The 19,750-nt window shown below is 75.4% G+C and carries 19 protein-coding genes; 15 read left to right on the forward strand and 4 right to left on the reverse strand.

Going from position 1 to position 19,750, the window contains the following annotated elements; translation table 11 throughout:
* Positions 1-82 precede the first annotated feature (82 nt).
* The 8 genes from ACW14Y_RS37335 (at position 83) to ACW14Y_RS37370 (ending at position 9,788) form a co-directional block, all read left to right on the forward strand.
* The gene (locus ACW14Y_RS37335) at positions 83-1,357 is read left to right on the forward strand and encodes an Hsp70 family protein (RefSeq protein WP_456984984.1); all 1,275 of its coding nucleotides are present in this window, start codon (positions 83-85) and stop codon (positions 1,355-1,357) included.
* Between the two features lie 206 nt (positions 1,358-1,563).
* A complete protein-coding gene (locus ACW14Y_RS37340; protein ID WP_380301578.1) occupies positions 1,564-2,460 on the forward strand; it encodes a TRAFAC clade GTPase domain-containing protein in 897 nt (298 codons plus the stop codon).
* An 82-nt stretch (positions 2,461-2,542) separates the two neighbouring features.
* Positions 2,543-3,598, forward strand: a complete 1,056-nt coding sequence (locus ACW14Y_RS37345; RefSeq protein ID WP_456984985.1) for a hypothetical protein — start codon at positions 2,543-2,545, stop codon at positions 3,596-3,598.
* A gap of 48 nt (positions 3,599-3,646) precedes the next feature.
* On the forward strand, positions 3,647-5,137 hold the full coding sequence (locus ACW14Y_RS37350; protein WP_456984986.1) for a hypothetical protein: 1,491 nt from the start codon (positions 3,647-3,649) through the stop codon (positions 5,135-5,137).
* On the forward strand, positions 5,134-7,188 hold the full coding sequence (locus ACW14Y_RS37355; protein WP_456984987.1) for a dynamin family protein: 2,055 nt from the start codon (positions 5,134-5,136) through the stop codon (positions 7,186-7,188). Before ACW14Y_RS37350 ends, ACW14Y_RS37355 begins: the two co-directional genes overlap by 4 nt.
* A 4-nt stretch (positions 7,189-7,192) precedes the next feature.
* Positions 7,193-8,137: a TRAFAC clade GTPase domain-containing protein gene (locus ACW14Y_RS37360; RefSeq protein ID WP_456984988.1), complete on the forward strand. Its 945-nt coding sequence runs from the start codon at positions 7,193-7,195 to the stop codon at positions 8,135-8,137.
* On the forward strand, positions 8,134-9,621 hold the full coding sequence (locus tag ACW14Y_RS37365; protein WP_456984989.1) for a dynamin family protein: 1,488 nt from the start codon (positions 8,134-8,136) through the stop codon (positions 9,619-9,621). The genes ACW14Y_RS37360 and ACW14Y_RS37365 overlap by 4 nt, the downstream gene beginning before the upstream one ends.
* Positions 9,618-9,788: a hypothetical protein gene (locus ACW14Y_RS37370; RefSeq protein ID WP_380301590.1), complete on the forward strand. Its 171-nt coding sequence runs from the start codon at positions 9,618-9,620 to the stop codon at positions 9,786-9,788. The genes ACW14Y_RS37365 and ACW14Y_RS37370 overlap by 4 nt, the downstream gene beginning before the upstream one ends.
* A gap of 39 nt (positions 9,789-9,827) precedes the next feature.
* Here ACW14Y_RS37370 and ACW14Y_RS37375 read toward each other — a convergent pair whose 3' ends face one another.
* Entirely contained in the window at positions 9,828-11,003 is a 1,176-nt protein-coding gene (locus tag ACW14Y_RS37375) for a hypothetical protein (protein ID WP_456984990.1), read from the reverse strand.
* On the reverse strand, positions 11,000-11,764 hold the full coding sequence (locus tag ACW14Y_RS37380) for a Crp/Fnr family transcriptional regulator (protein ID WP_456984991.1): 765 nt from the start codon (positions 11,762-11,764) through the stop codon (positions 11,000-11,002). The genes ACW14Y_RS37375 and ACW14Y_RS37380 overlap by 4 nt, the downstream gene beginning before the upstream one ends.
* 240 nt (positions 11,765-12,004) lie before the next feature.
* On the opposite strand from ACW14Y_RS37380, the gene ACW14Y_RS37385 reads away from it, so the two are divergent.
* Positions 12,005-13,579: a S8 family serine peptidase gene (locus ACW14Y_RS37385; protein ID WP_456984992.1), complete on the forward strand. Its 1,575-nt coding sequence runs from the start codon at positions 12,005-12,007 to the stop codon at positions 13,577-13,579.
* 51 nt (positions 13,580-13,630) lie between these two features.
* Here the strand turns inward: ACW14Y_RS37385 and ACW14Y_RS37390 are convergent, their stop codons facing one another.
* Positions 13,631-14,545, reverse strand: a complete 915-nt coding sequence (locus ACW14Y_RS37390) for a LysR family transcriptional regulator (RefSeq protein ID WP_380390691.1) — start codon at positions 14,543-14,545, stop codon at positions 13,631-13,633.
* A gap of 114 nt (positions 14,546-14,659) precedes the next feature.
* On the opposite strand from ACW14Y_RS37390, the gene ACW14Y_RS37395 reads away from it, so the two are divergent.
* From ACW14Y_RS37395 to ACW14Y_RS37415, 5 genes are all read left to right on the forward strand, one after another.
* On the forward strand, positions 14,660-15,586 hold the full coding sequence (locus ACW14Y_RS37395) for a pseudouridine-5'-phosphate glycosidase (RefSeq protein WP_380390693.1): 927 nt from the start codon (positions 14,660-14,662) through the stop codon (positions 15,584-15,586).
* 3 nt (positions 15,587-15,589) lie between these two features.
* Positions 15,590-16,495 (forward strand): carbohydrate kinase family protein, encoded by a 906-nt coding sequence (locus ACW14Y_RS37400; RefSeq protein ID WP_380440349.1) that lies wholly within the window; start codon positions 15,590-15,592, stop codon positions 16,493-16,495.
* 177 nt (positions 16,496-16,672) lie between these two features.
* A complete protein-coding gene (locus ACW14Y_RS37405) occupies positions 16,673-17,215 on the forward strand; it encodes a DinB family protein (protein WP_380390697.1) in 543 nt (180 codons plus the stop codon).
* A 146-nt stretch (positions 17,216-17,361) separates the two neighbouring features.
* Positions 17,362-17,595 carry a hypothetical protein gene (locus ACW14Y_RS37410; RefSeq protein WP_456984993.1) on the forward strand — a complete coding sequence of 78 codons (234 nt, stop codon included), beginning with the start codon at positions 17,362-17,364 and terminating at the stop codon, positions 17,593-17,595.
* Between the two features lie 144 nt (positions 17,596-17,739).
* Positions 17,740-18,024 carry a hypothetical protein gene (locus ACW14Y_RS37415; protein ID WP_051742726.1) on the forward strand — a complete coding sequence of 95 codons (285 nt, stop codon included), beginning with the start codon at positions 17,740-17,742 and terminating at the stop codon, positions 18,022-18,024.
* 118 nt (positions 18,025-18,142) lie between these two features.
* On the opposite strand, the gene ACW14Y_RS37420 is transcribed toward ACW14Y_RS37415, so the two are convergent.
* On the reverse strand, positions 18,143-18,760 hold the full coding sequence (locus tag ACW14Y_RS37420) for an HAD family hydrolase (protein ID WP_380440351.1): 618 nt from the start codon (positions 18,758-18,760) through the stop codon (positions 18,143-18,145).
* Positions 18,761-19,092: 332 nt separating this feature from the next.
* Between ACW14Y_RS37420 and ACW14Y_RS37425 the strand changes: the two genes are divergently transcribed.
* Positions 19,093-19,539: a peptidoglycan-binding domain-containing protein gene (locus tag ACW14Y_RS37425; protein ID WP_456984994.1), complete on the forward strand. Its 447-nt coding sequence runs from the start codon at positions 19,093-19,095 to the stop codon at positions 19,537-19,539.
* The last annotated feature ends 211 nt before the right edge of the window (positions 19,540-19,750 follow it).

Below are 19,750 nucleotides of genomic sequence, written 5' to 3' on the forward strand. Positions count from 1 at the left end.
ATCCTGCGCGGGGTTGCCGGAGGATCGCCCTCCGGCTCCGTCCGTGCGCCCTGGTGCGACCGCAACTCCCTTGCGAGGAAACGTGTCTGACTGGTCGTTGGCCATCGACTTCGGTACCTGCTTCACCACTGCGGCCGTCCGCGCCGAGCAGTCCGGCGCGTCCGGCACGTCGGGCACGTCCGCCAATGCGGGCACGTCGGGCACGTCCGGCGCGTCGGGCACGGAGTCCGGTGGCGCGGCGGGCGGAGCCGCGGCGGTCGAGATCGAGAACAGCCGCTACCTGCCGTCCCTGGTCTGCCTTGGCGACGACGGGCGGCTGCTCACCGGCCGGGCCGCCGTCCAACTCGCCGCCCAGCGGCCGGAACGCGCCGAGCACCACCCCAAGCGGGCGCTGCTGCGGCAACCGGCCGTGCTGCTGGACGACCGGGAGGTCGACACCCTCGACCTGGTCGCCGCCGTACTCGCCCGGGTGGCCGCCGAGGCGCGGGCCCGGTGCGGTGGGACGGGCCCGGTGCGCACGGTGCTCACCCATCCCGCCGACTGGTCGCCCGCCGACCTGGACCGGCTGGTCGAGGCCGCCGGCCGGGCCGGGCTGGACGCGCCGGAGCTGCTGCCCGAACCGGTCGCGGCGGCCCGCTTCCACGCGGCGATCGCCACCGCCGGCGACGGCGCGCCGATCGCCGTCTACGACCTCGGCGGCGGCACCGTGGACACCGCCGTCCTCCGCCGGGAGGGGGACGGCTTCCGCGCCGTCGCGGTGGCCGGGGACCCGGACTTCGGCGGCCGCGACCTGGACCAGGCCCTGTTCGAACTGCTCCGGGACCGGGCCCTGGATCTCGACCCGGCGCCGTGGCAGCGGCTCCAGGCCGACCGGACCTCCGCCGGGGCCCATCAACGGTCGCAGCTGTCACGTGAGTTGACCCTCGCCAAGGAGTCGCTGTCGAGCACCGGCACGGTGTACCTCGCGGTGCCGGGCTACCCGGAACCGTTCGTGGTGCAGGGCGGTGAGTACCGGGCCGCCGTCACCCCGGCGCTCACCGCCTCGGTCGGGCTGCTGGAACGGACCGTCGCCCGCGCCGGTCTGACCCCGGCCGAACTCGGGGCCGTCGTGCTCTGCGGGGCGGCGAGCCGGACGCCGCCGGTGGCCGACCTGGTCGCCGCCCGGTTCGGCCGGATCCCCGAACTGGCCCCCGACCCCAAGGCCGCCGTCGCCCTCGGCGCCCTCACCGACCCGCCCGCCGCACCGCCCCCCGACGGCGCCGCGGCCGGGGAGGCGGGATCCGGCGCCGCCGACCCGGACCGCTGGGCCGTCGCCCACTACCCGGACGAGGTCGACCCCTGGTTCGACTACGACTGAGCCCGGCCGGGTGCTCCGCGGGGTGGGCGCCGCCGCAGCGCCGCACCGTGCTCCACCCTGCCCGGAAGCAGGCCCGGGAGCAGGTCCGGAAGCGGGGTCGACCGGGCTCCGCACACCCCGCAGCCGCACCTCACCACCGCCGGGTCCCACCCGGTCGGACCCGAACCGAGGGCCCGCGACAACCACGAGGAACCACGAGGAACCGCATGGACATCGTGATGCTCGGCCACAGCGCGGCCGGGAAGACCAGCTACCTCTCCCTCATGTACGCCGCCATGTGCGACGGCGTCGAGGGCATGACCCTGCGCACCGCGGACCGCGACGCCCACCGCTCGCTGCTCGCCGACGCCCGCGCCATCCTGCGCGGACGCTACCCGCGCGCCAGCGACCGGCCCCAGTGCTACGAGTTCGTGCTCTGCCACGACGGCGACGAGATCTTCCCGTTCCGCTGGACGGACCACCGCGGCGGCGCGCTGACCGAGCACCGCCGCTCCAGCTCGCAGGCCGCCCGGCTGCACGACGACCTGGTCCGGGCCGACGGGATCGTGCTGTTCGTCGACGCCCTCCGGCTGGACACCGACCCGGAGGCGGCGGAGGACGTCCGCCGGCTCGTCGTCCGCGTCCACCAGGCGGTCGCCGACCGGGAGGAGAGCCTCACCCCGCTGGTGATCGCCCTCACCAAGACCGACCTGGTCGACCTCGGCGCCGACGACGCCGAGGAGCGCTTCCTCGTCCCGTTCCTGCCGCTGATCGAGGCGGTGCGGGAGACCCGGCACATCCAGGGGGCGTTCGTCCCGCTGGTCTGCGGTCCCGAGCCGGAGGGAGTGGTGCTCCCGGTGCTGTGGACGCTCCGGTTCGGCATCGTCGGCCGGGCCATGGAGCTGTCCGCCTCGTTCGAGAGCCTGATGGACTCGGCCCGCCGGGCCGACCAGCGGGACACCCTGTGGGACCGGATCAGCAGCTGGTGGGAGGACGAGCCGTCCTGGGCCTCGATCCGGGACCGCGACCGGGCCCGCGCCGCCGCCGAACTCTCGCGCCTGGAACCACTGGTGGCCCCGGCCGACCGGCTGGGCGAACTGCTGGAGGACGTCCTCTCGTTCTGAGCGGACACCCCGCCTCCCGTCCCGGACCGCCCCTGTCCAGACCTGCCCCGCCCCAACCCGCTCACGGAGAGGACCCCGCACCATGGCCGTCCCCAGGCTCACCCTGACCATGCTCGGCGCCAGCGGCTCCGGCAAGACCGCCTACCTGCACGGCATGTACAACCGTCTCTCGATGGGCGTGCAGGGCTACTACCTCTACGCCACCGATCCCGACCTCGACCTCGACCTCGCCGAGCACTGGGCCACGCTGCGCCGCAACGGCACGATGCCCAAGGCGACTTCGGAGGATCCGATCGCCTACGACTTCGTGTTCCGGCGCGGCATGCGCGACCTGATGACCATCGACTGCGTGGACTTCCGCGGCAACGCCGCCGTGGACCGCCGCGGCACGGCCAAGGACGTCGTCATGCTGCAGGACCGGATCGCGGTGTCCGACAGCATCATCGTGGCGCTCGACTCCGAGCACGTCGCCGAATGGATCCGGCACGGCACCCCCGGGAACCTCGAGCGGTTCGGGGAGCCGATGGAGATCTCCCGCTTCGGCCGGGCGATCTCCGAGGTCTTCAGCAGCCGGCTGGACGCCGGGGATCCGGTGCCCGGCGTGACCGTCCTGCTCACCAAGGCCGACCTGCTCGCCGAGCGCACCGGCATGCGGACCTCCGAGGCCCTGCAGGCCGCGGCCCGCAACCTCGGCAACCTGCTGCCGTGGCTGGCCGGTGACGAGGCCGAGGGCGTCACGATGGCGCTCTGCGCCGTCCAGCTCGGCAACTTCGGCGGGGCGGTCCAGACGACCGTGGACGCCAGCCGGATCGCCCCGAAGAACCTGCACCTGCCGATCATCTTCAGCCTCCGCCACTACCTCAGCGAGGGCATCGTGCGGAACCGGCAGGAGATGGCCAGGCTCTCCGAGAGCCTGGGCGCCTCGCGCGGCGAACTGGCCGCGCTCAGCCAGGGGTTCTTCGGCGGGCTGTTCAAGGGCACCCAGAAGGACAGCACCCGTCAGCCGATCGACCGGCTGGTCGCCAGCAGCTCCGCGACCGCCGCCGACCTCCAGAAGGCCCAGGACCGCTGCCGCGATCTGGACGACGAGCTGAAGGGGATCCCGATCTTCCGCGACGGCCGGCTGCTGACGGACTGAGCGATGGACGGACCGACTCACGGACCGACTCACGGACGGACTGACGAGATGACGACGAACACGCAGCAGGGGCCCGAGCCCGAGCCCGCCTCCGCCCCGCCGGACCCGGAGGCGGCCCGGGACCCGGCCCCGGACGCGGCCCCGGCCCCGGACCCGGTCGTGCCGGGCGGCTGGTCGGCGCTGGTCTACGGCCGCACCCTCCAGGTCGACCAGTGGTGGCGGGCGCTCCCCGCCGGGATCGACCGGCAGGGCCCGGTGGCGGACGCCGTGCGCGCCGCCGTCGCGGGCGGGATCCGGTTGGAGGCGGGCCCGCGCTTCCTGCTCCACCGCGACCCCCGCGGCGTTCTGGTCGGTGCCGCCTGCGAGTTGGGCCGGATCAGCCGGACCATGGTGCACGACCGGTTCGGCCGGCCGCTGTACGGGTTCGTGGGCTGGTACCGGGCGGCGACGCCCGGCGCGGCCGTCGGTCGGATCCCCGAACTCGCCGAACTGGAAGGTCACTTGGCCGAATGGGCCGGGCCGGTCTACGCCGAGTGGATCGCGCCGACCTGGGAGGCGGTCGGACGGGAGGAGGCCGAGCCCAGGACCACCCGCCCGGTCGCCGCCCCGTGGCCGGGGGAGGCCGCCTCGGCGCCCGCGGCGGCCGTCTGGCTGCCCGCGCACTCGGTGGGGACCCATCTGCTGCCCGGATCGGACGCGGCCGCGCTCTGGTCGGCGGCCGCCGGGGGCCGGGACCGGTGCCTCCTGGCCACCGGCTGGATGCGGCGCTCCGACGCCGACGTGCACCGGTTCACCCATCTGACCAGCGCGGACTGCCGGGTGTACGAGCTGCTGCGGCCCCCACCGCCTCCGCCTCCGCCCGTGCCGCCCGCGCCGCCGCGAACCGTGCCGGGGCCCGACCGTGCGGGAGGAGCGACCGGGCTCGGCGGGACGACCGGGGGGACCGGGACGAGCGGCGGGAGCGGCGACCCGGAGTCGTTGCTGGGGGACACCTTCCGGGCCGGTCGCCGGGTGTTCCGGAGGGTCGCGCGCGGCCTCTTCGGGTCCGAGGAGGCCGGGGCGGCCCAGCCATCGGCCTCGCCGGGCCCGTCGGAGCCCCCCGGGGCCGGGGGGCGGCGCCACGGCGACGAGCCGGGCACCGGCCGCCGTTACTACGGGGACCTGGACCAGCCGTCGACCGGCCCGACGCGGCCGCCCGCCCGCCCGGCGCAGTCCGACGGCGTGCACCCCGCGTCCACCGGCCCCGCATACACCGGCTCCGTGCCCACCGGCCCCGCGTCGACCGATCCCGCGTCCGCCGATCCGAGGCCTACCGGTCCCGCCGGACCGGGCCGTCGGGCGGAGGCCCCGTCGTACCGGCGGACCCGCGCGGTCGATCCCCAACAGGCCGATCTCTCCGGCATGTTCGGAGAGTTCGACGACCCCGAACCCCCGCCGCCCACTGCCCCGCGTGCCACCGCCCCGGACCCGCGGAAGAGCGGGTCCGAGGCCCCCGGCCCCCGATCCACCGACGACTCCACCACGGGAGAACCCTCATGACCCCGCCCCGCCCCGAAGCCCCCTCCCGGGCCCGCGTGCTGGACTTCGCGGCCCGCACCGCCGAGCTCCTCGAACGTGCCGCCCGCGCCCGGGCCGCCGAGGCCGCCGACACCGACCCGACGGCCGATCGGCCGGCCGGCCGAGCCGCCGGGGCACCGTCCGACGGCGACGGCGACGGCGACGGCGACGGCGACGGCGTCCGGCGCCTTCGCGACGAGGCCGCCCGGGCCGTCGACGGCGCCGCCACCCTGGTGGTGGTCGGCGAGAAGAAGCGCGGCAAGAGCTCCACCATCAACAGCCTGGTCGGCGTCCCGGACCTCCTCCCGGTCGACGCCGACGTCGCCACCGGCGTTCACATCGTCGTCCGGTACGGCGAGCACCCGCGCGCCGTCGCCCACCTGCGCTCCGAGGGCGACGCCCCGGAGGCCCCGCCGCGCGCCGAGCCGATCCCTCTGGAAGGGATCGCCGAGTGCGCCGCCGTCGATCCGCGCACCGGCCGTCCGCGCCGCCTCGACGTCCACCACGTCGAGGTCGAACTGCCCGTCCCGCTGCTGGACTCGGGACTCGAACTCGTCGACACCCCCGGCGTCGGCGGCCTGGTCGGCGGGCACGCCGAACTCGCCCTGGCCGCCCTGGAGAACGCCGACGCGCTGGTCTTCGTGGTCGACGGTTCCAGTGAACTCACCCGCTCCGAGCTGGAGTTCCTCGGCCGGGCGACCGAGCGCACCGCCGAGACGGTGTTCGTGCTCACCAAGACCGACAGCTACGACGCCTGGCCCACCGTCGTCGAGCGCAACCGCGAACTGCTCGCCCGGCACGCGCCCCGGCACGCCGAGGCGCCCTGGTTCCCGGTCAGCAACCGGGCCCGCCGGGACGCCGTCGCGGCCGCCGACGCGGGTGAGCTCCAGGAGGCGGCCGAACTCCTTGAGGAGAGCGGCTTCGAACCGCTGGAGGCGCTGCTGCGCCGCCGGATCGCCGCCCGCGCCGCCGAACTGCGGCTCGCCAACGTGGTGCACGTCGCACTCGCCGCGCTCGGGGTGCCGCTGGCCGAGCAGGAGCTGCGGCTCCGGTCGCTCCAGCAGGAACCGGGTCTGGCCGCCGAGGTCGAGCGGGCCGAGGAGGCGCTGCGGCTGCTCCAGCCGGAGAGCGCGCAGTGGCGGCGGGCCCTGACCACCGGCTCCCGCGACCTCAAGAACACCCTCCAACTGGGCTTCCGGCGCAGCCTCAACGACGTCCGCCGGGTCGCCGAGGAGAAGATCGCCACCTCCGAACCCGCCGCGCTGGCCGAGGAGTTCCCGGCCGAGCTGGAGGCGCAGGTGGAGGCGGTCTGGCTGCAACTCGACAACGCGGCCCGCCGCGGCCTGGCCGTCCTGGAGGAGCGGGTCCGCCGCGAGTGCTCCACCGTGCTCGACGCCGGGAAGGCCGACGGGAAGGCCGACGGGAGCGCCGACGGTTCCGGGCCCGGTACGGAGCTGGCGCTCGTCGAGGACGGCGCCGTCATCCGCGCCGAACGCGGCACCCTGCTGCCGGAGATGGTGCACTCCACCCACCGCGACGGCGGCCCGCTGGGGATGCTGGAGAACGTGATGCCCTCCGTCGGCACCGCCGCCACCTTCGGCACCGTGATCGGCCTGCTCACCAGCAGTGTCCTGCTGCCCGCGGTGGCCAGCTACGCGATGCTCGCGGTCCTCACCCGCCGCCGGCGCCAGCGCGCCGAACTCGGCCGGGTCCGCGGCGACGCCACCCGCCACCTCAACCGGGTGCTGACCGAGCTGACCACCGAGATCCCCGCGCAGATCACCGACCAAGTCGACGGGTTGGCCGACCGGCTCGGCCTCGCGCTGGACCGGGCGATCGCGGACGAGCGGCTCCGGCTGGAACGCCGGCTGGCCGAGCACCGGCGCAACCTGGCCGCCTCCGCCGCCGAACTCGCCGCCGCCCGGGACCGCACCAGGCGGCGGATCGGCGCTCTCACCACCCTGCGCGACGAGGCCCTCGCCCTCGCGCACGGCCTGGCCGCCACCGGCCGCCCCGACCCGGACCGGAGCTGACCGGATGGACCTCACCCAACTGCGACTGGTCGCCCTCGGCCACAGCAGCGCGGGCAAGAGCAGCTACCTCGCCGCGATGTACACCCGCCTCGCGGCCGGCCGCAAGGGCTTCCGGCTGGTCGCCTCCGACACCGCCCTCGCCGGTCGACTCTCCACCTCCGGAAAGCTGCTGGCACGCGGGATCTATCCGCCGCCGTCCTCCCGCCGGACGGAGCTGTCGGCCGGTCTGGAGTTCGGCCGCCGCACGGTCCTCGGTTTCGACTGGACGGACTACCGGGGCGGCGCGCTCACCGGCTCGGCCGCCGACGACCCGGAGACCGCGCAACTGCTGGAGCGGCTCACCCACGCGGACGCGGTGGTCGTCTTCGCCGACACCCAGCGCCTCGCCACCGACCCCGAGGCCCAGGACGAGGTGCGCCGCACCGTGGTGCTGCTGCACCGCGCCGTCGACGAGCAGTCGACACCGCTCCCCGTCGTGCTCGTCTACACCAAGGCCGACCTCGTCACCGACCCCGCCGACTGGGCCCGGGCCCGGGCCGCGGCGGCCCCCTTGGAGGAACTGCTGGTCAGCGGCGGCCGGGTGCGCGGGACGGCGGTCGCGGTCTCCTGCGGGACGTCGACCCGAGGCGTCGCCGTGCCCGTCCTGTGGTGCCTGTCCACCCTGCTCACCCACCGGGCGGACGAGGTCGCGCGCAGCCTGGGGACGACCAAGGCGCTCATCAAGGACCTGCGCAAGGAGGCCAACGGGATCGACAGCATGGTCTCCTGGTTCAAGGGGGTGGAGAGCGCCGCCAAGCGGCTCAAGTACTGGGAGGGCGTCGCCCGGGAGGAGAAGGCCGAACTGGCCGGGCTCGGTCGTCCGGCGCGACGCCTGGCCCGGTTGCTGGACAGCGAGCAGCGCGGCACCGTGCCTCCGGCGGACGCACCCGCCCGGTCGGCCGCCCGATGACGGCCGCCCCGCCGCAGAGCGGTGGACTCGCCCCACTGGTGGCCGGGTTCACCGCCGAACTGGAGCGCCTGCTGCCCCCGGGCCCGCCCGTCGCGGCGGTGCGGGCGGCCCGCGAGCGGCTGGCCGGGCACACCCTGCGGATCGCCGTCGGCGGCCGGATGAACGCGGGCAAGTCCACCCTGGTGAACGCCCTGCTCGGCCGTCGGCTCGCCGCCTCCGCCGCCACCGAGTGCACCACCGTGGTGGCCTGGTTCCGGCCCGGACCGCTCAACCGGATCCAGGTCCGCCACCGGGACGGAACCGCGCACTGGCGGCCCGGCGGCCTGCCGCGCGACCCCCGGGACCTCGGTCTCCCCACCGAGCAGATCGCCGAGGTGGTGGTCGAGGCCGCCGGACTGCGCCCCGTCGGCGGCTGCGAACTCGTCGACACCCCCGGCCTGGACTCGCTCAGCGGCCTCGACGGGCCCGCGCTGGACGCCCTCGCCCGCGCGGACGCGATGATCTACGTCATGCCGCACCCCGGCGCCGGCGACGCCGAGGCCCTCGGCGCCCTGCGCGCCCAGGCCGACGGCCGGATGACCGCGCTCAACGCCGTCGGCGTACTCAGCCGGATCGACCTGCTCGGCGAGGGCCACGGCGACCCCTGGCCGCGCGCCCGCCAGGTCGCCGCGACCAACGCCGGACGGCTCGCCGGCCTCGTCGACGAGGTCCTCCCGGTGGTCGGGCTGCTCGCGCAGACCGCCCTCGGGGAGGACTTCACCGAACCGGACGCCGCCCTCGTCCGCCGGCTCGTCGACGCCCCGGCCGGTGAGCTGCGCCGCGCCCGCTACTCCGGCCGGCGCTTCCTCGACTGGGACACCGGGCCGCTCACCCGGGCCGAACGCGGCCGGCTGCTCGGCCTGTTGGGCGTCTACGGCATCGACACCGCCCTCGCGGCCGCCCGCCGGTACCGCGCCGAGGGGCGGCCGATCGGGGCGGCGGCGCTGCTGACGGAGTTCCGCGCGGCCTCCGGCATCGCCGCCGTGGTCGAGCAGGTGCGCCGCCGCTTCGTCGACAGCGCCGACGTGCTGCGCGCGGCCGCCGCCCTCGGCGCCGTCGAGGCGGCCCTGGGCGCGGGCGAGGACCTCCCCGCCGACCTGCTCCGGCAGGCCCGCGCGCGGATCGGCGAGCTGCGCCGGCACCCGGAGCTCCGCCGCCACGAACTCGCCCGCGCCCTGGCCGCCGTGGCCGGTCGGCGGCTCGAACTCGACCAGGACACCGCCGAGGCCCTGATCGCCCTCGCCACCGGTCGCACCCCCGCCGCCCGGCTCCGGCTGCCCGAGGACACCGCCCCCGCCGAACTGCGCCGGGCGGCCGCCCGGGCCGCCCGCGACTGGCGCCGCCTGGAGGACGGCCCGCTGCGCGACGTCGGCCGGTACGCGCGGATCGCCCGAGAACTGTGCGAAGGCCTCTACTTCGCCACTCCACCGGAAGGAACCCCATGACCGACCCCGACCAGACCTGGGACGACGGCCGCCTCCACCCCGAGGACGTCATCGAGGCCGCCGACCACACCGCCTACGAGTCCCCGTCCGACTACTACCAGGGCAACAACGGCCACGAGCCCGACCCGGCCCCGCAGCACGACCAGTCGGCGGAGGACGGCTGGTGAGCCCGGCCCGGACGCCCTTACCGGGGCCCTGACCGGTGGTCAGTGGTGCGGGCCGTGCCACCAGTGGCCGCCGCCGGGGTCGTGGTCGGGGTGGTCCGGGGAGGCGAAGGGGTCGTGGTGGTCGCCGTGCTGCCCGTCGTGGCCGCCGTGGTCGTCGCCGTAGGCGGTGCCGGTGTCCTCGTGGTGGGGGTCGTGGTGGTGCGGGTCGCCGGACCAGGCGTCGTCGCCCCAGACGTCGTGGTGCGGGTCGTCCTGGTGGTGCGGGGGCTCGTCGTGGTGGGGGGAGTGCGGGGCGTCGTACCCGCCGTGCTGCCCGTGCTGCTCGTCCCCGAAGCCGTCGTGGCCCCCGTGATCCCCGTGGTCCCCGTGCTGCCCGTCGTGGCCGGGCTGCCCGTGGTCCTGGTGGTCGTGGGGGTCGTGCTGCCCGTGCTGCCCGTGGTGGTCCTGGTGATCGTCGGCCCGGTCCCCGTCGTGGTGCGGCGGCGGGTCGTCGTGGTGGTGGGTCGGCGGGGTCACGCCGAGGCCGATCCCGGCGATGACGTCGCCGAGGCCGCGCAGCAGCGCCGAGCGCCGGTTCCGGCGCCGGGTGCCGGGCGCGGCCGGCGGGGCGAGTACCACCAGCGCACCGCGCCGGGGTGTGCCGAGCCAGGCCGTGGTCTTGAAGCCCTTGGCCGGGACGGCCACCGTGATGCTGGTGAACTCGTCCACCGGGAGGCCGCCGCCGCCCGCCGCGAAGGCGTCCGTGAACAGGTCGTCGGCGACCACCAGCGCCAGATCGGTGTCCGGTGTGTCCTTGAGCGCGGACCGGGCGTAATCGCAGTCGAGCAGCCGGCAGGCCGTCTCCACCGCTCGCGCCACGTACCCGAGGGCGGCCCGCTGCACCCCGCCCTGGGCGAGGGCCGCCCGGATCCGCAGCCGCCCCGCCGTCCCCGGCGCCCGGTTGAGGGTGTGCAGGGCGTCGCGCAGGCCGAGCACGAGTCCGGGCAGCGCCTTGGCCTCGTCGACGTCGGGCGGCAGCAGGAGCAACTGCCCGTCGCCCCGGTCCTGGGCCTCGCAGCGCGCCCGGTCCACGCCGGCCCGCCCGCAGGCATGGTCCAGGGCGCGGTCCAGCCGCTCCTGGACGGCCTGCTGCACCCAGTACGGCCGGCCGCTGTACGCCTCGATGTCGACGACCAGGACGACCCGGCGCAGTCTGGGGGCGGGGGCGCCGCTCACGCCCGGCCGCCCCGGTCGGCGGGGAGGGCGAGCCCGGCCGCCGCGGCGAGCGGGGCGCGGTCACGGACGACCAGCCCTCGGTATTCGGTGCGGACGGCGCCCTGGTCGCGGAGGGTGCGCAGGGAGCGTTCGACGCTGGCGGCGGAGAGCCGGGCGAGTGCCGCCAGGTCGGCGTGGCTGAGCGGGATGTCGATCCGCAGGCCCTGCTCGGCGGGCACGCCGCAGGAGTCGAGCAGGATGAGCAGGGTGCGGGCGAGCCGGGCGAGGCCGGTGCCGTGGCCGACGTCGATCCGGTAGCGGGTGGCCAGGCGGAGTTTGCGGGTGACGGAGCGCTGGAGCGCGAGCGCGGCGGCGGGCCGGTCGGCGAGGTAGTCGAGGAAGGCCGCGGCGCCGATCTCCCGGGTGGTGCTGGTGCGGACGGCGAGGACGCTGGCGGAGCGCGGTTCGCCGTCCAGGACGGCCAGTTCGCCGACGAGTTCGCCGGGCTGGCGGACGGCGAGCAGGGCCTCGCCGCCGTCCTCGGTGGCGGCCACGACCTTGACCCAGCCGGTCAGCAGGACGACGACCCGGTCGCCGGGCTCGCCCTCGATCATCAGGGCCTCGTTGTGCGAGTAGACCCGCCTGGTGCCCAGGCCGTGCAGGGTCCGCAGGTCGTCGGCGCCGAGTCCGGCGAACGGGCCTCGCTCGAAGGGAACGACCTTGGCGGTGCCGGGTCTTGCCCGTCCTCCGGCCGCCTCGGTCCGGTCGCGTGAGTCGTCCATGCTGCTGCCTGCCCCCACCCGGTCGGCAACCCGCCCCGACCGGGGCGATTCCGTACGGAACATAGCGCACCGCCCGGCGCGGCGGCAGTCCCGGAGCACCGTGCGCCCGAGCTCCGGCCGGGCCCGGGTTCGGTCGCCGACGAAGCACAACCATGGCCCATTGTCCGTCAGTTGACGATGCGTCAGGATTCGGGGTAGCGAGGTGCCGGTTCCGGGCCTCGGACCGGAGGGGGTCGGACGGTGGTTTCAGGAACACGCCTGCGCAGGATCTGCGCGGTGCTCGGCGCGGCCGTCGCGCTGTCGATCGGCGTCGGCGGGGTGCTCCCCGCCTCGGCGGCGGTGCCGGAGGGGATCGTGCAGGGCGAGGGCTCGTCCGCGGCAGTCCCCGGCACCTATCTGGTGGTGCTCAAGCCGGCTGCCGCGCAGCGGAGTTCGGTCGCGGACGGCGCCGCGGCGCTGGCCCGCTCGTACGGCGGTACGGTGCGCCGCAGCTTCGACGCGGCCCTGCCCGGCTTCTCGGCCGCGCTGACGCCCCGGCAGGCGCGCCGACTGGCCGCCGACCCGTCGGTGGCGGTCGTCTCGCAGAACCGCCGGGTACGGGTGGACGGCGTGCAGACCTCGCCGGGCTCCTGGGGGCTGGACCGGGTCGACCAGCGGCGGTTCCCCTACGACGACCGCTTCACCTACCCGGACACTGCGGGCGCCGGGGTGACGGCGTACATCATCGACACCGGGGTGCGGATCACCTCGGAGGAGTTCGAGGGGCGGGCCTCGTACGGCTACGACGCGATCGACGGCGACGACGTCGCGGACGACGGCCACGGCCACGGCACGCATGTCGCGGGGACGGTGGCGAGCAGTTCGTTCGGTGTCGCCAAGGCCGCGAAGATCGTCTCGGTCCGGGTGCTGAACGACGACGGCGAGGGCACCACCGAGCAGGTGGTGGCCGGGATCGACTGGGTGACCAGGCACGCCGTCCGTCCGGCGGTGGTCAACATGAGCCTCGGCAGCGAGCCGGACCCGGTGATGGACGCGGCGGTGGCGGGATCGATCGCCTCGGGTCTGACCTACACCGTCGCGGCCGGTAACCAGAGCGTCGACGCGAACGAGCACTCGCCGGCCCGGGTGCCCGGCGCGATCACCGTCGGGGCGACCGACCGGGACGACACCCAGGCGTACTTCTCCAACTACGGCCCGCTGGTGGACCTCTACGCGCCCGGCGTGTCCATCACCTCGGCCTGGTACGTGAGCGACCTCGGCGGCTTCGGGGTCGAGATGTCGGGCACCTCGATGGCGGCGCCGCACGCGGCGGGGGCCGCCGCGCTGTACCTGTCGTCCCATCCGGCCGCCACGCCCGCCCAGGTGTCCGCGGCCCTGGTCTCGGCGGCGACCGTCGGCTCGCTGCGCGAGCTCGGCCAGGGCTCCCCGGACCGGCTGCTGTACACCGGCACGGTGCCGAACCGCCCGCGCGGCCCGCTGTTCGCCCAGCCGGCGCCGGTGACCTTCGACGGGAAGGGCACGGTCGAGTCACCGGTCACCGTCACCGGGGTCGCCGGGAAGGCGCCGCGCGACCTGGACGTGGCCGTGGACATCGACTACTGGTGGCGCGGCGACCTCAAGGTGGAGCTCGTCGCCCCGGACGGCGCTGTGTTCCTGCTGCACGACACCGACATCGGCGAGGCCTACACGAACTTCGTCGGCCTCTTCGGTGTGGACGCCTCCGCCCACACCGCGGCCGGGGTCTGGCGGCTGCGGGTGACCGACGTCGGCGGCTACTTCCCCGGCACGATCAACAGCTGGTCGCTCCGGTTCTGAGTACCGCCCGGTCGGGCGCTCAGCGGTTCCGGCCACCGCCCGGCCGGGCGCTCAGCAGGTTTCCAGGGCGGCCGCCTCCTCCCGGACCAGCTCGCGCAGCGCGGCGAGCCCGGGACGGCGGTCGTCCAGGCGCCACTGGAGTTCCAGCGGGAGCGTGGCCCGGCCCGCCAGCCGCACCGTGACCACGTCCTCGGTGAGGTGCCCGGTCATCGAGGCGGGGACGAGGGAGAAGGCCCGGCTCTGCGACAGCAGGTAGAGCCGGGAACCGACGATCCGGGCCGGGCCGACCAGCACCGGTGGCTCCACCCCGCGTTCGGCGCACAGCCCCAGCACATGGTCGTAGTAGCGCGGACTCTGCTCGCGCGGCCACAGCAGCAGCGGCAGGTCGCCGAGCTCGTCCAGCCGGACGGCGTCCCGCCCGGCCAGCGGATGGTCCCGGCTGAGGGCGACGTGCACCGGCTCGTCGGCGATCCGCTCGCGCCGGTAGCCGGGGACGTCGTCGAGGAAGCGGCCGAGGCCGAGGTCGGCGAGTTCGCCCGCCAGGGTGGCGGACACCCGGCCGGTGTCCACCGAGAGCTCGGCCAGGACGAGTTCGGGCAGTTCGCGCTCGGCCCGGCTCACCACGGCCGGCAGCAGCCGGTTGACCACGGTCGGGGAGGCGACGATCCGCGCCGTGCCGAGCCTGGTCTCCTCGTGCAGCCGCACCCGGGCGAGCAGGGTGCCGGCCTGGTCGAGCAGCCGGGCGGACTCGGCGGCCATCACCTCCCCGGCCGAGGTCAGCCGCACCGACCGGCGGCTCCGGTCGAAGAGCTCCACCCCGACGGTCCGCTCCAGCCGGGCGACCTCCTGGCTGACCGTCGGCTGGGAGATGTGCAGGCGCTCGGCCGCCCGGCCGAAGTGCAGGGTGTCGGCCACCGCGAGGAAGACCTCCAGCTGGCGCAGGGTGAGACTCGTAACCCGACTCATAGGCCGGAGTCTATGAGAAGGGCCGGTATTCATTCTGGATCCCGATGTGATCGCTCCCTAGGCTGAGCCCACCGCTGCCACACCGTGGTGGCAGCCTCACAGGGAGCACACGCCATGACCGGACTGCCCATCCGCATCTCCCAGGAAGTCGCCGAGGCCGTCGCCGCCGGCGCCCCCGTCGTCGCCCTGGAGTCGACGATCTTCACCCACGGGCTCCCGCGGCCGCGCAACCTGGAGGTCGCGCTGGAGGCGGAGGAGCGGCTGCGCGCCGCCGGTGTGGTGCCGGCCACCATCGGCGTCCACGCGGGCGTGCCGACGGTCGGCCTGACCACGGCGCAGATCGAGGAGCTGTCGGCGGCCGACGGCCTCGACAAGGCGAGCCTGCGCGACCTCCCCGTGGTGGCGGCGCTCGGCCGGCACGGCGGCACCACCGTCGCCGCGACCGCCTTCCTCGCCCACCGGGCCGGCGTCCGGGTCTTCTCCACCGGCGGCCTCGGCGGCGTCCACTTCGGGGCCTCCGAGAGCTTCGACGAGTCCGCCGACCTGACCACCCTGGCCGCCACCCCGGTCACCGTGATCAGCGCCGGGGTGAAGTCGATCCTCGACATCCGGGCCACCCTGGAGCGCTTCGAGACCCTCAACATCCCCGTCATCGGCTACCGCACCCGCCACTACCCCGGCTTCTACATCACCGACTCCGGCCACGAGATCGCCTACCGGGTCGACACCCCGGAGGAGGCGGCGCGGGTGATCGAGGCCCGCGACGGCCTCGACCTGCCGCAGGCGGTCCTGATCGCCAACCCGGTCGACCCGGACAAGCAGCTCCCGCCGCGGGAGCTCGACGCCCTGCTGACCCGCGCCTGGGCCGAGGCCGACGCCCGCGGCATCAAGGGCAACGCCTCCACCCCGTTCCTGCTCGACTTCATCCAGCGCGACACCCAGGGGCGCAGCCTGGACGTGAACATCGAGGTCTACCGGGGCAACGTCCGGCTCGGCGGGGAGATCGCCACCGCGCTGGCCGCCGCCCGGAACGAGGCCTGACCGGTGCTGGGAGTGCTCGGCGACCTCGTCGAGGACGTCGTCGTCTGGGTGACCGGACCGCTGCGGCACGGCACCGACTCGACCGCCCGGGTCTTCCGGCAGCGCGGCGGCAGCGCCGCGAACGTCGCGGCCTTCGCCGCCGGCCAGTGCCCGGTCCGCTTCCTCGGCTGCGTCGGCGACGACCCGGCCGGGGGCGGCCTGGCCGCCGAACTGGCCGGCCACGGCGTGGACGTCCGGGTCGCGCACCGGGGCCGGACCGGCAGCATCGTGGTGCTGATCGACGACGCGGGCGAGCGCACCATGCTGCCCGACCGGGGCGCGGCCACCCTGCTGGAGACCGTGCCGGACGCCTGGCTGGACGGTCTGACCCATCTGCACGTGCCCGCCTACTCCTTCGACGGCGAACCGGTCGGCACGACGGCCGTCGACGCGCTGCGCCGGGTCCGCTCGGCCGGCGGGACCACCTCGCTGGACGCCTCCTCCACCGGGATGCTGGAGGGCTTCGGCCGGGAGCGCTTCCTGGCTCTCGCCGAGGAGCTGGCGCCGACCCTGCTGTTCGCCAACCGCTCGGAGTCCGCCTACCTGGGGCTGCTCGTCGACGGGCGGCCCGGCCCGGAGCGGGCCCGGCTGGCGGCCACCACGGTGGTCACCAAGTCGGGGTCGGAGGCGACCACGATCGACGTGCCGGGGGAGGCGCCGTTCACCGTGCCGGTGCCGCCGGTGGGGGAGGTTCGCGACCTGACCGGCGCGGGCGACGCCTTCGCGGCCGGGTTCCTCGCGGCCTTCCTGGACGCGCGGCTGACGGGGGCGGAGCCGGCCGCGGCGGGTCTGCGCGAGGCGGCGGCGCGCGGGCACCGCTGCGCGGCGCGGGTGCTGGCCTCGCCGGGGGCCTCCTGCGCGGAGGACTGAACCGGGGCGCCGTCCGCGGCCCGCCGCGGCCCGTTCCTGGTGCCACTCGCACCGGGAGCGGGCCGGGCCGCTCCCGGGCGGCGGTCTAGGACAGGATCTGACCTACACGGCTCCTACTGTGGTCCACGTCGGACGGAACGGCCCGACGCACCACGGCAACCACGAAGGCGGAGCACCATGAACGGCACCACGACCACCACCACCGTCGCGGCCACCGGCGAGCGCGCCGACCTGCTGGCCCAGCTCGCCGGGCAGCGCCACTTCCTGCGCTTCACCACCCGCGACCTGACCGACGAGCAGGCCGCGCTCCGGACCACCGTCGGCGAACTGTGCCTGGGCGGTCTCATCAAGCACGTGACGAACTGTGAGCGCGTCTGGGTGGACTTCATCCTCGAAGGGCCCTCCGCGATGCCCGACTTCGCGAACATGACCCAGGAGGACCTCGACCGCCGCACGGACGAGTTCAAGCTGCTGCCCGGCGAGACGCTCGCGGGTGTGCTCGCGGACTACGCCGAGACGGCCCGCCGCACGGACGAGCTGGTCGCCGCCCTGCCCGACCTCGACGTCTCGCACCCGCTGCCGAAGGCCCCGTGGTTCGAGGCCGACGTCCGCTGGTCCGCCCGCCGGGTGCTGCTCCACGTGATCGCCGAGACCGCGCAGCACGCGGGCCACGCCGACATCCTGCGCGAGTCGCTGGACGGCGCCAAGTCGATGGGCTGAGGCCGTCCGGTCCCCCCGCGTCGTTGGTGAACGGCGGACCCCCTGTTGTCCGGGACACGCTCACCAACGGCGCAGGGTCCGACGCCCCGGGCGAACGGTCCGGTAGTCAATGGCTCGTCCCGTTTTCCACCCGAAAGGGGTTCGCCATGACCTTCGCCAAGTCCGCCGCCCGGGCCGTCGGCTCCGTCCTGCTGTTCGCCGCGCCGCTGCTGGCGCTGCCGCTCGCCACCGCGCAGCCGGCCGCCGCCGAGGGCCCGCACAACGCCAAGGAGGCCGCCGTCTGCCGCCAGATGCTCGGCAGCTTCCTCGGCTTCGCGGGCTCGACCGCGAGCGCGGTCTGTGCCGTCCGGCCGGAGGACGGTGCGCCCACGACCCGCTGAGGCGGGGCCTGTTGCTGGTCCCGCCGCGGAAGTGTCGGCGTACGGGCCGGGTGCGAGCGAGGGTCAAGATCGTGCAATGATGTTACTGACGGGTTATCGCATGATGTCTCGTCAGTGAACCTCGCACGACCGTAAGGAAGCACCATGCGTCGACGCATTCCCGCCCTCGTTCTGACCGCCGTCCTGGCCGGTGGCGGCCTGGCCACCGTGGCCCAGGTCGCCACCGCCCAGCCCGCGGCGGCCGGTTCGATCACGGTGAACATCAACCAGCTGCGCCAGCAGGTCTCCGACCTGCGCCAGAAGGCCGCCACCCTGGACCACTACGGCGCGCACGCCGAGGCCGCCAAGGCTCGGGCCGAGGCCAACGCCATCCAGCGCCGGATCGACCAGCTGGAGAAGGCCGAGCGCGAGTCCGGCCGCCGTTTCTGACGGTCGCCCACCTTCGTCGGTCGCGTACCCGTGGCCGGTCGCGCACCGACAGCCGCACACCGACGGCGCCGTCCGTCCCGCCCGCAAGGGCCGGGGCGGACGGCGCCGCCGTGTGCGGTCAGCCCCACAGGGGCGCGAGCGCCCGCGCGAGGTCGGCCGGCTCCCGGAAGTGCACGGCCGCCATACCGAGCCGCCCGGCCGCCGTCACGTTGGTCGCGCTGTCGTCCACGAACAGGCACTGCCGTTCGGTGACCCCGGCCCGCTCCGCCGCGACCCGGTAGATCGCCGGATCCGGCTTGGCCGCCCCGACCCGGGCGCTGTTGACGACACCCTCCGCCAGATCGGCCAGCCCGAGCGCAGCCAGGTCCTCCTCCAGCCAGAGTGTCGCGTTGGTCACCAGCAGCACCGGCACCCGCCGCTTCGCCCGCCGCAGCAACTCCACCACCTCGCCGTCGGCGCGCACCGGGGCGCCGGTGAACGCGGCCGCCAGCGCCTCCGCCGGCCCGTCCGGCAGGCCGGGTGCCAGTGCGCCGGCGATCTCCGCCGTCCACTCCGGCCGGCTCAACTCCCCGCGCACCAGCCGCCGCCCCAGCTCCTCGGCGAACGCCAGCCCGAAGGTCGTGCCCGCGGCCAGTCCGGCGGCCGCCTCCAGGCGGTCCACCTCGCGGTGGTCGAAGAACCGGATCACACCGTCGATGTCGCAGAGCACGGCGCCGGGTGCTCGGGAGGTCGTCATCGGATCGGTGTACCACGAAGGGCGCGTGCCCCGTCCGCGCCCCGTTCGCGCGCCGGTGGTGCTCCGGGTGCGAACCGGCCATCCCTGGGCGAAGGCCGGGATCCTTCGGCGGCCGGGCCTCCGGGGGTGCGCGGCGGGCGGCGGAGGCCGTCGGGGCCGCGTGTCGCCCGTTGCCGGGTGGCCGGATATCCGCTCGACCCCGTGGGGCGGCGATGGTTAGTGTCGGATCGACACTGTCGGTGACTGATTCGTCACTTACGGCATGTGTGCCCGTGCGCGTCCGACGGCGCGACCGGGCGTCGGCCGTCCCACCGCTCGAAGGGGAGCACCACATGCGATCCACCACGAAGACCAGGCCGCTCGTCGCCCTCGGCCTGGCCCTCGGCCTCGCCGTCGGCGGCGTGGCCGCCGCGGGCGCGGCCACCACCGCCACGGCGGCCACCACCACGGCGGCGGCCGTCCCGGCCGTGCGCGCGGTCCAGAACTTCGGGCTCAGCTCCGCGCAGGCCAAGAACGTGCAGAACTGGCTGAAGCAGAACTGGGGTTACGGCGGCGCCATCGACGGGCAGCTCGGCCCCGAGAGCTGGAAGGCGTTCCAGCGCAACCTCAAGGAGTTCTGGGGCTACGGCGGCGCCATCGACGGCATCCCCGGCACCGAGACGGTCAAGGCGCTGCAGCGCCTGCTGAAGGACGGCGGCTGGGGCTACGGCGGCGCGATCGACGGCATCGCGGGCGAGGGCACCCGGGCGGCGTTCCGGAGCTTCGCCGACGGCATCTGACCACCGGGCCCCCGGGCCCCGGAGACCCCGAGCCCCTCGGAGCCCGGACGCCCCGGGGTGCGCCCGCCGCCGACCGTCGGCGGACCGCACCCCGGGGCCGGACCCGTTGCGGTAGGGTGACGGACGCCGCAGAGGAAACGCGAAGAACGGGGAGGTGAGAACCCATGACCGCTGTGCCGGATCGGGTGCTCCCCGGCCGTGACCACGGCGC

This window comes from Kitasatospora sp. cg17-2 (assembly GCF_054031055.1).

Coding starts and splice junctions, on each gene's coding strand:
- ACW14Y_RS37425 (WP_456984994.1), top strand. CDS start 19,093: ATGCGATCCACCACGAAGACCAGGCCGCTCGTCGCCCTCGGCCTGGCC.
- ACW14Y_RS37345 (WP_456984985.1), top strand. CDS start 2,543: ATGGCCGTCCCCAGGCTCACCCTGACCATGCTCGGCGCCAGCGGCTCC.
- ACW14Y_RS37370 (WP_380301590.1), top strand. CDS start 9,618: ATGACCGACCCCGACCAGACCTGGGACGACGGCCGCCTCCACCCCGAG.
- ACW14Y_RS37395 (WP_380390693.1), top strand. CDS start 14,660: ATGACCGGACTGCCCATCCGCATCTCCCAGGAAGTCGCCGAGGCCGTC.
- ACW14Y_RS37380 (WP_456984991.1), bottom strand. CDS start 11,764: ATGGACGACTCACGCGACCGGACCGAGGCGGCCGGAGGACGGGCAAGA.
- ACW14Y_RS37390 (WP_380390691.1), bottom strand. CDS start 14,545: ATGAGTCGGGTTACGAGTCTCACCCTGCGCCAGCTGGAGGTCTTCCTC.
- ACW14Y_RS37420 (WP_380440351.1), bottom strand. CDS start 18,760: ATGACGACCTCCCGAGCACCCGGCGCCGTGCTCTGCGACATCGACGGT.
- ACW14Y_RS37350 (WP_456984986.1), top strand. CDS start 3,647: ATGACGACGAACACGCAGCAGGGGCCCGAGCCCGAGCCCGCCTCCGCC.
- ACW14Y_RS37415 (WP_051742726.1), top strand. CDS start 17,740: ATGCGTCGACGCATTCCCGCCCTCGTTCTGACCGCCGTCCTGGCCGGT.
- ACW14Y_RS37360 (WP_456984988.1), top strand. CDS start 7,193: ATGGACCTCACCCAACTGCGACTGGTCGCCCTCGGCCACAGCAGCGCG.
- ACW14Y_RS37340 (WP_380301578.1), top strand. CDS start 1,564: ATGGACATCGTGATGCTCGGCCACAGCGCGGCCGGGAAGACCAGCTAC.
- ACW14Y_RS37355 (WP_456984987.1), top strand. CDS start 5,134: ATGACCCCGCCCCGCCCCGAAGCCCCCTCCCGGGCCCGCGTGCTGGAC.
- ACW14Y_RS37365 (WP_456984989.1), top strand. CDS start 8,134: ATGACGGCCGCCCCGCCGCAGAGCGGTGGACTCGCCCCACTGGTGGCC.
- ACW14Y_RS37405 (WP_380390697.1), top strand. CDS start 16,673: ATGAACGGCACCACGACCACCACCACCGTCGCGGCCACCGGCGAGCGC.
- ACW14Y_RS37410 (WP_456984993.1), top strand. CDS start 17,362: ATGACCTTCGCCAAGTCCGCCGCCCGGGCCGTCGGCTCCGTCCTGCTG.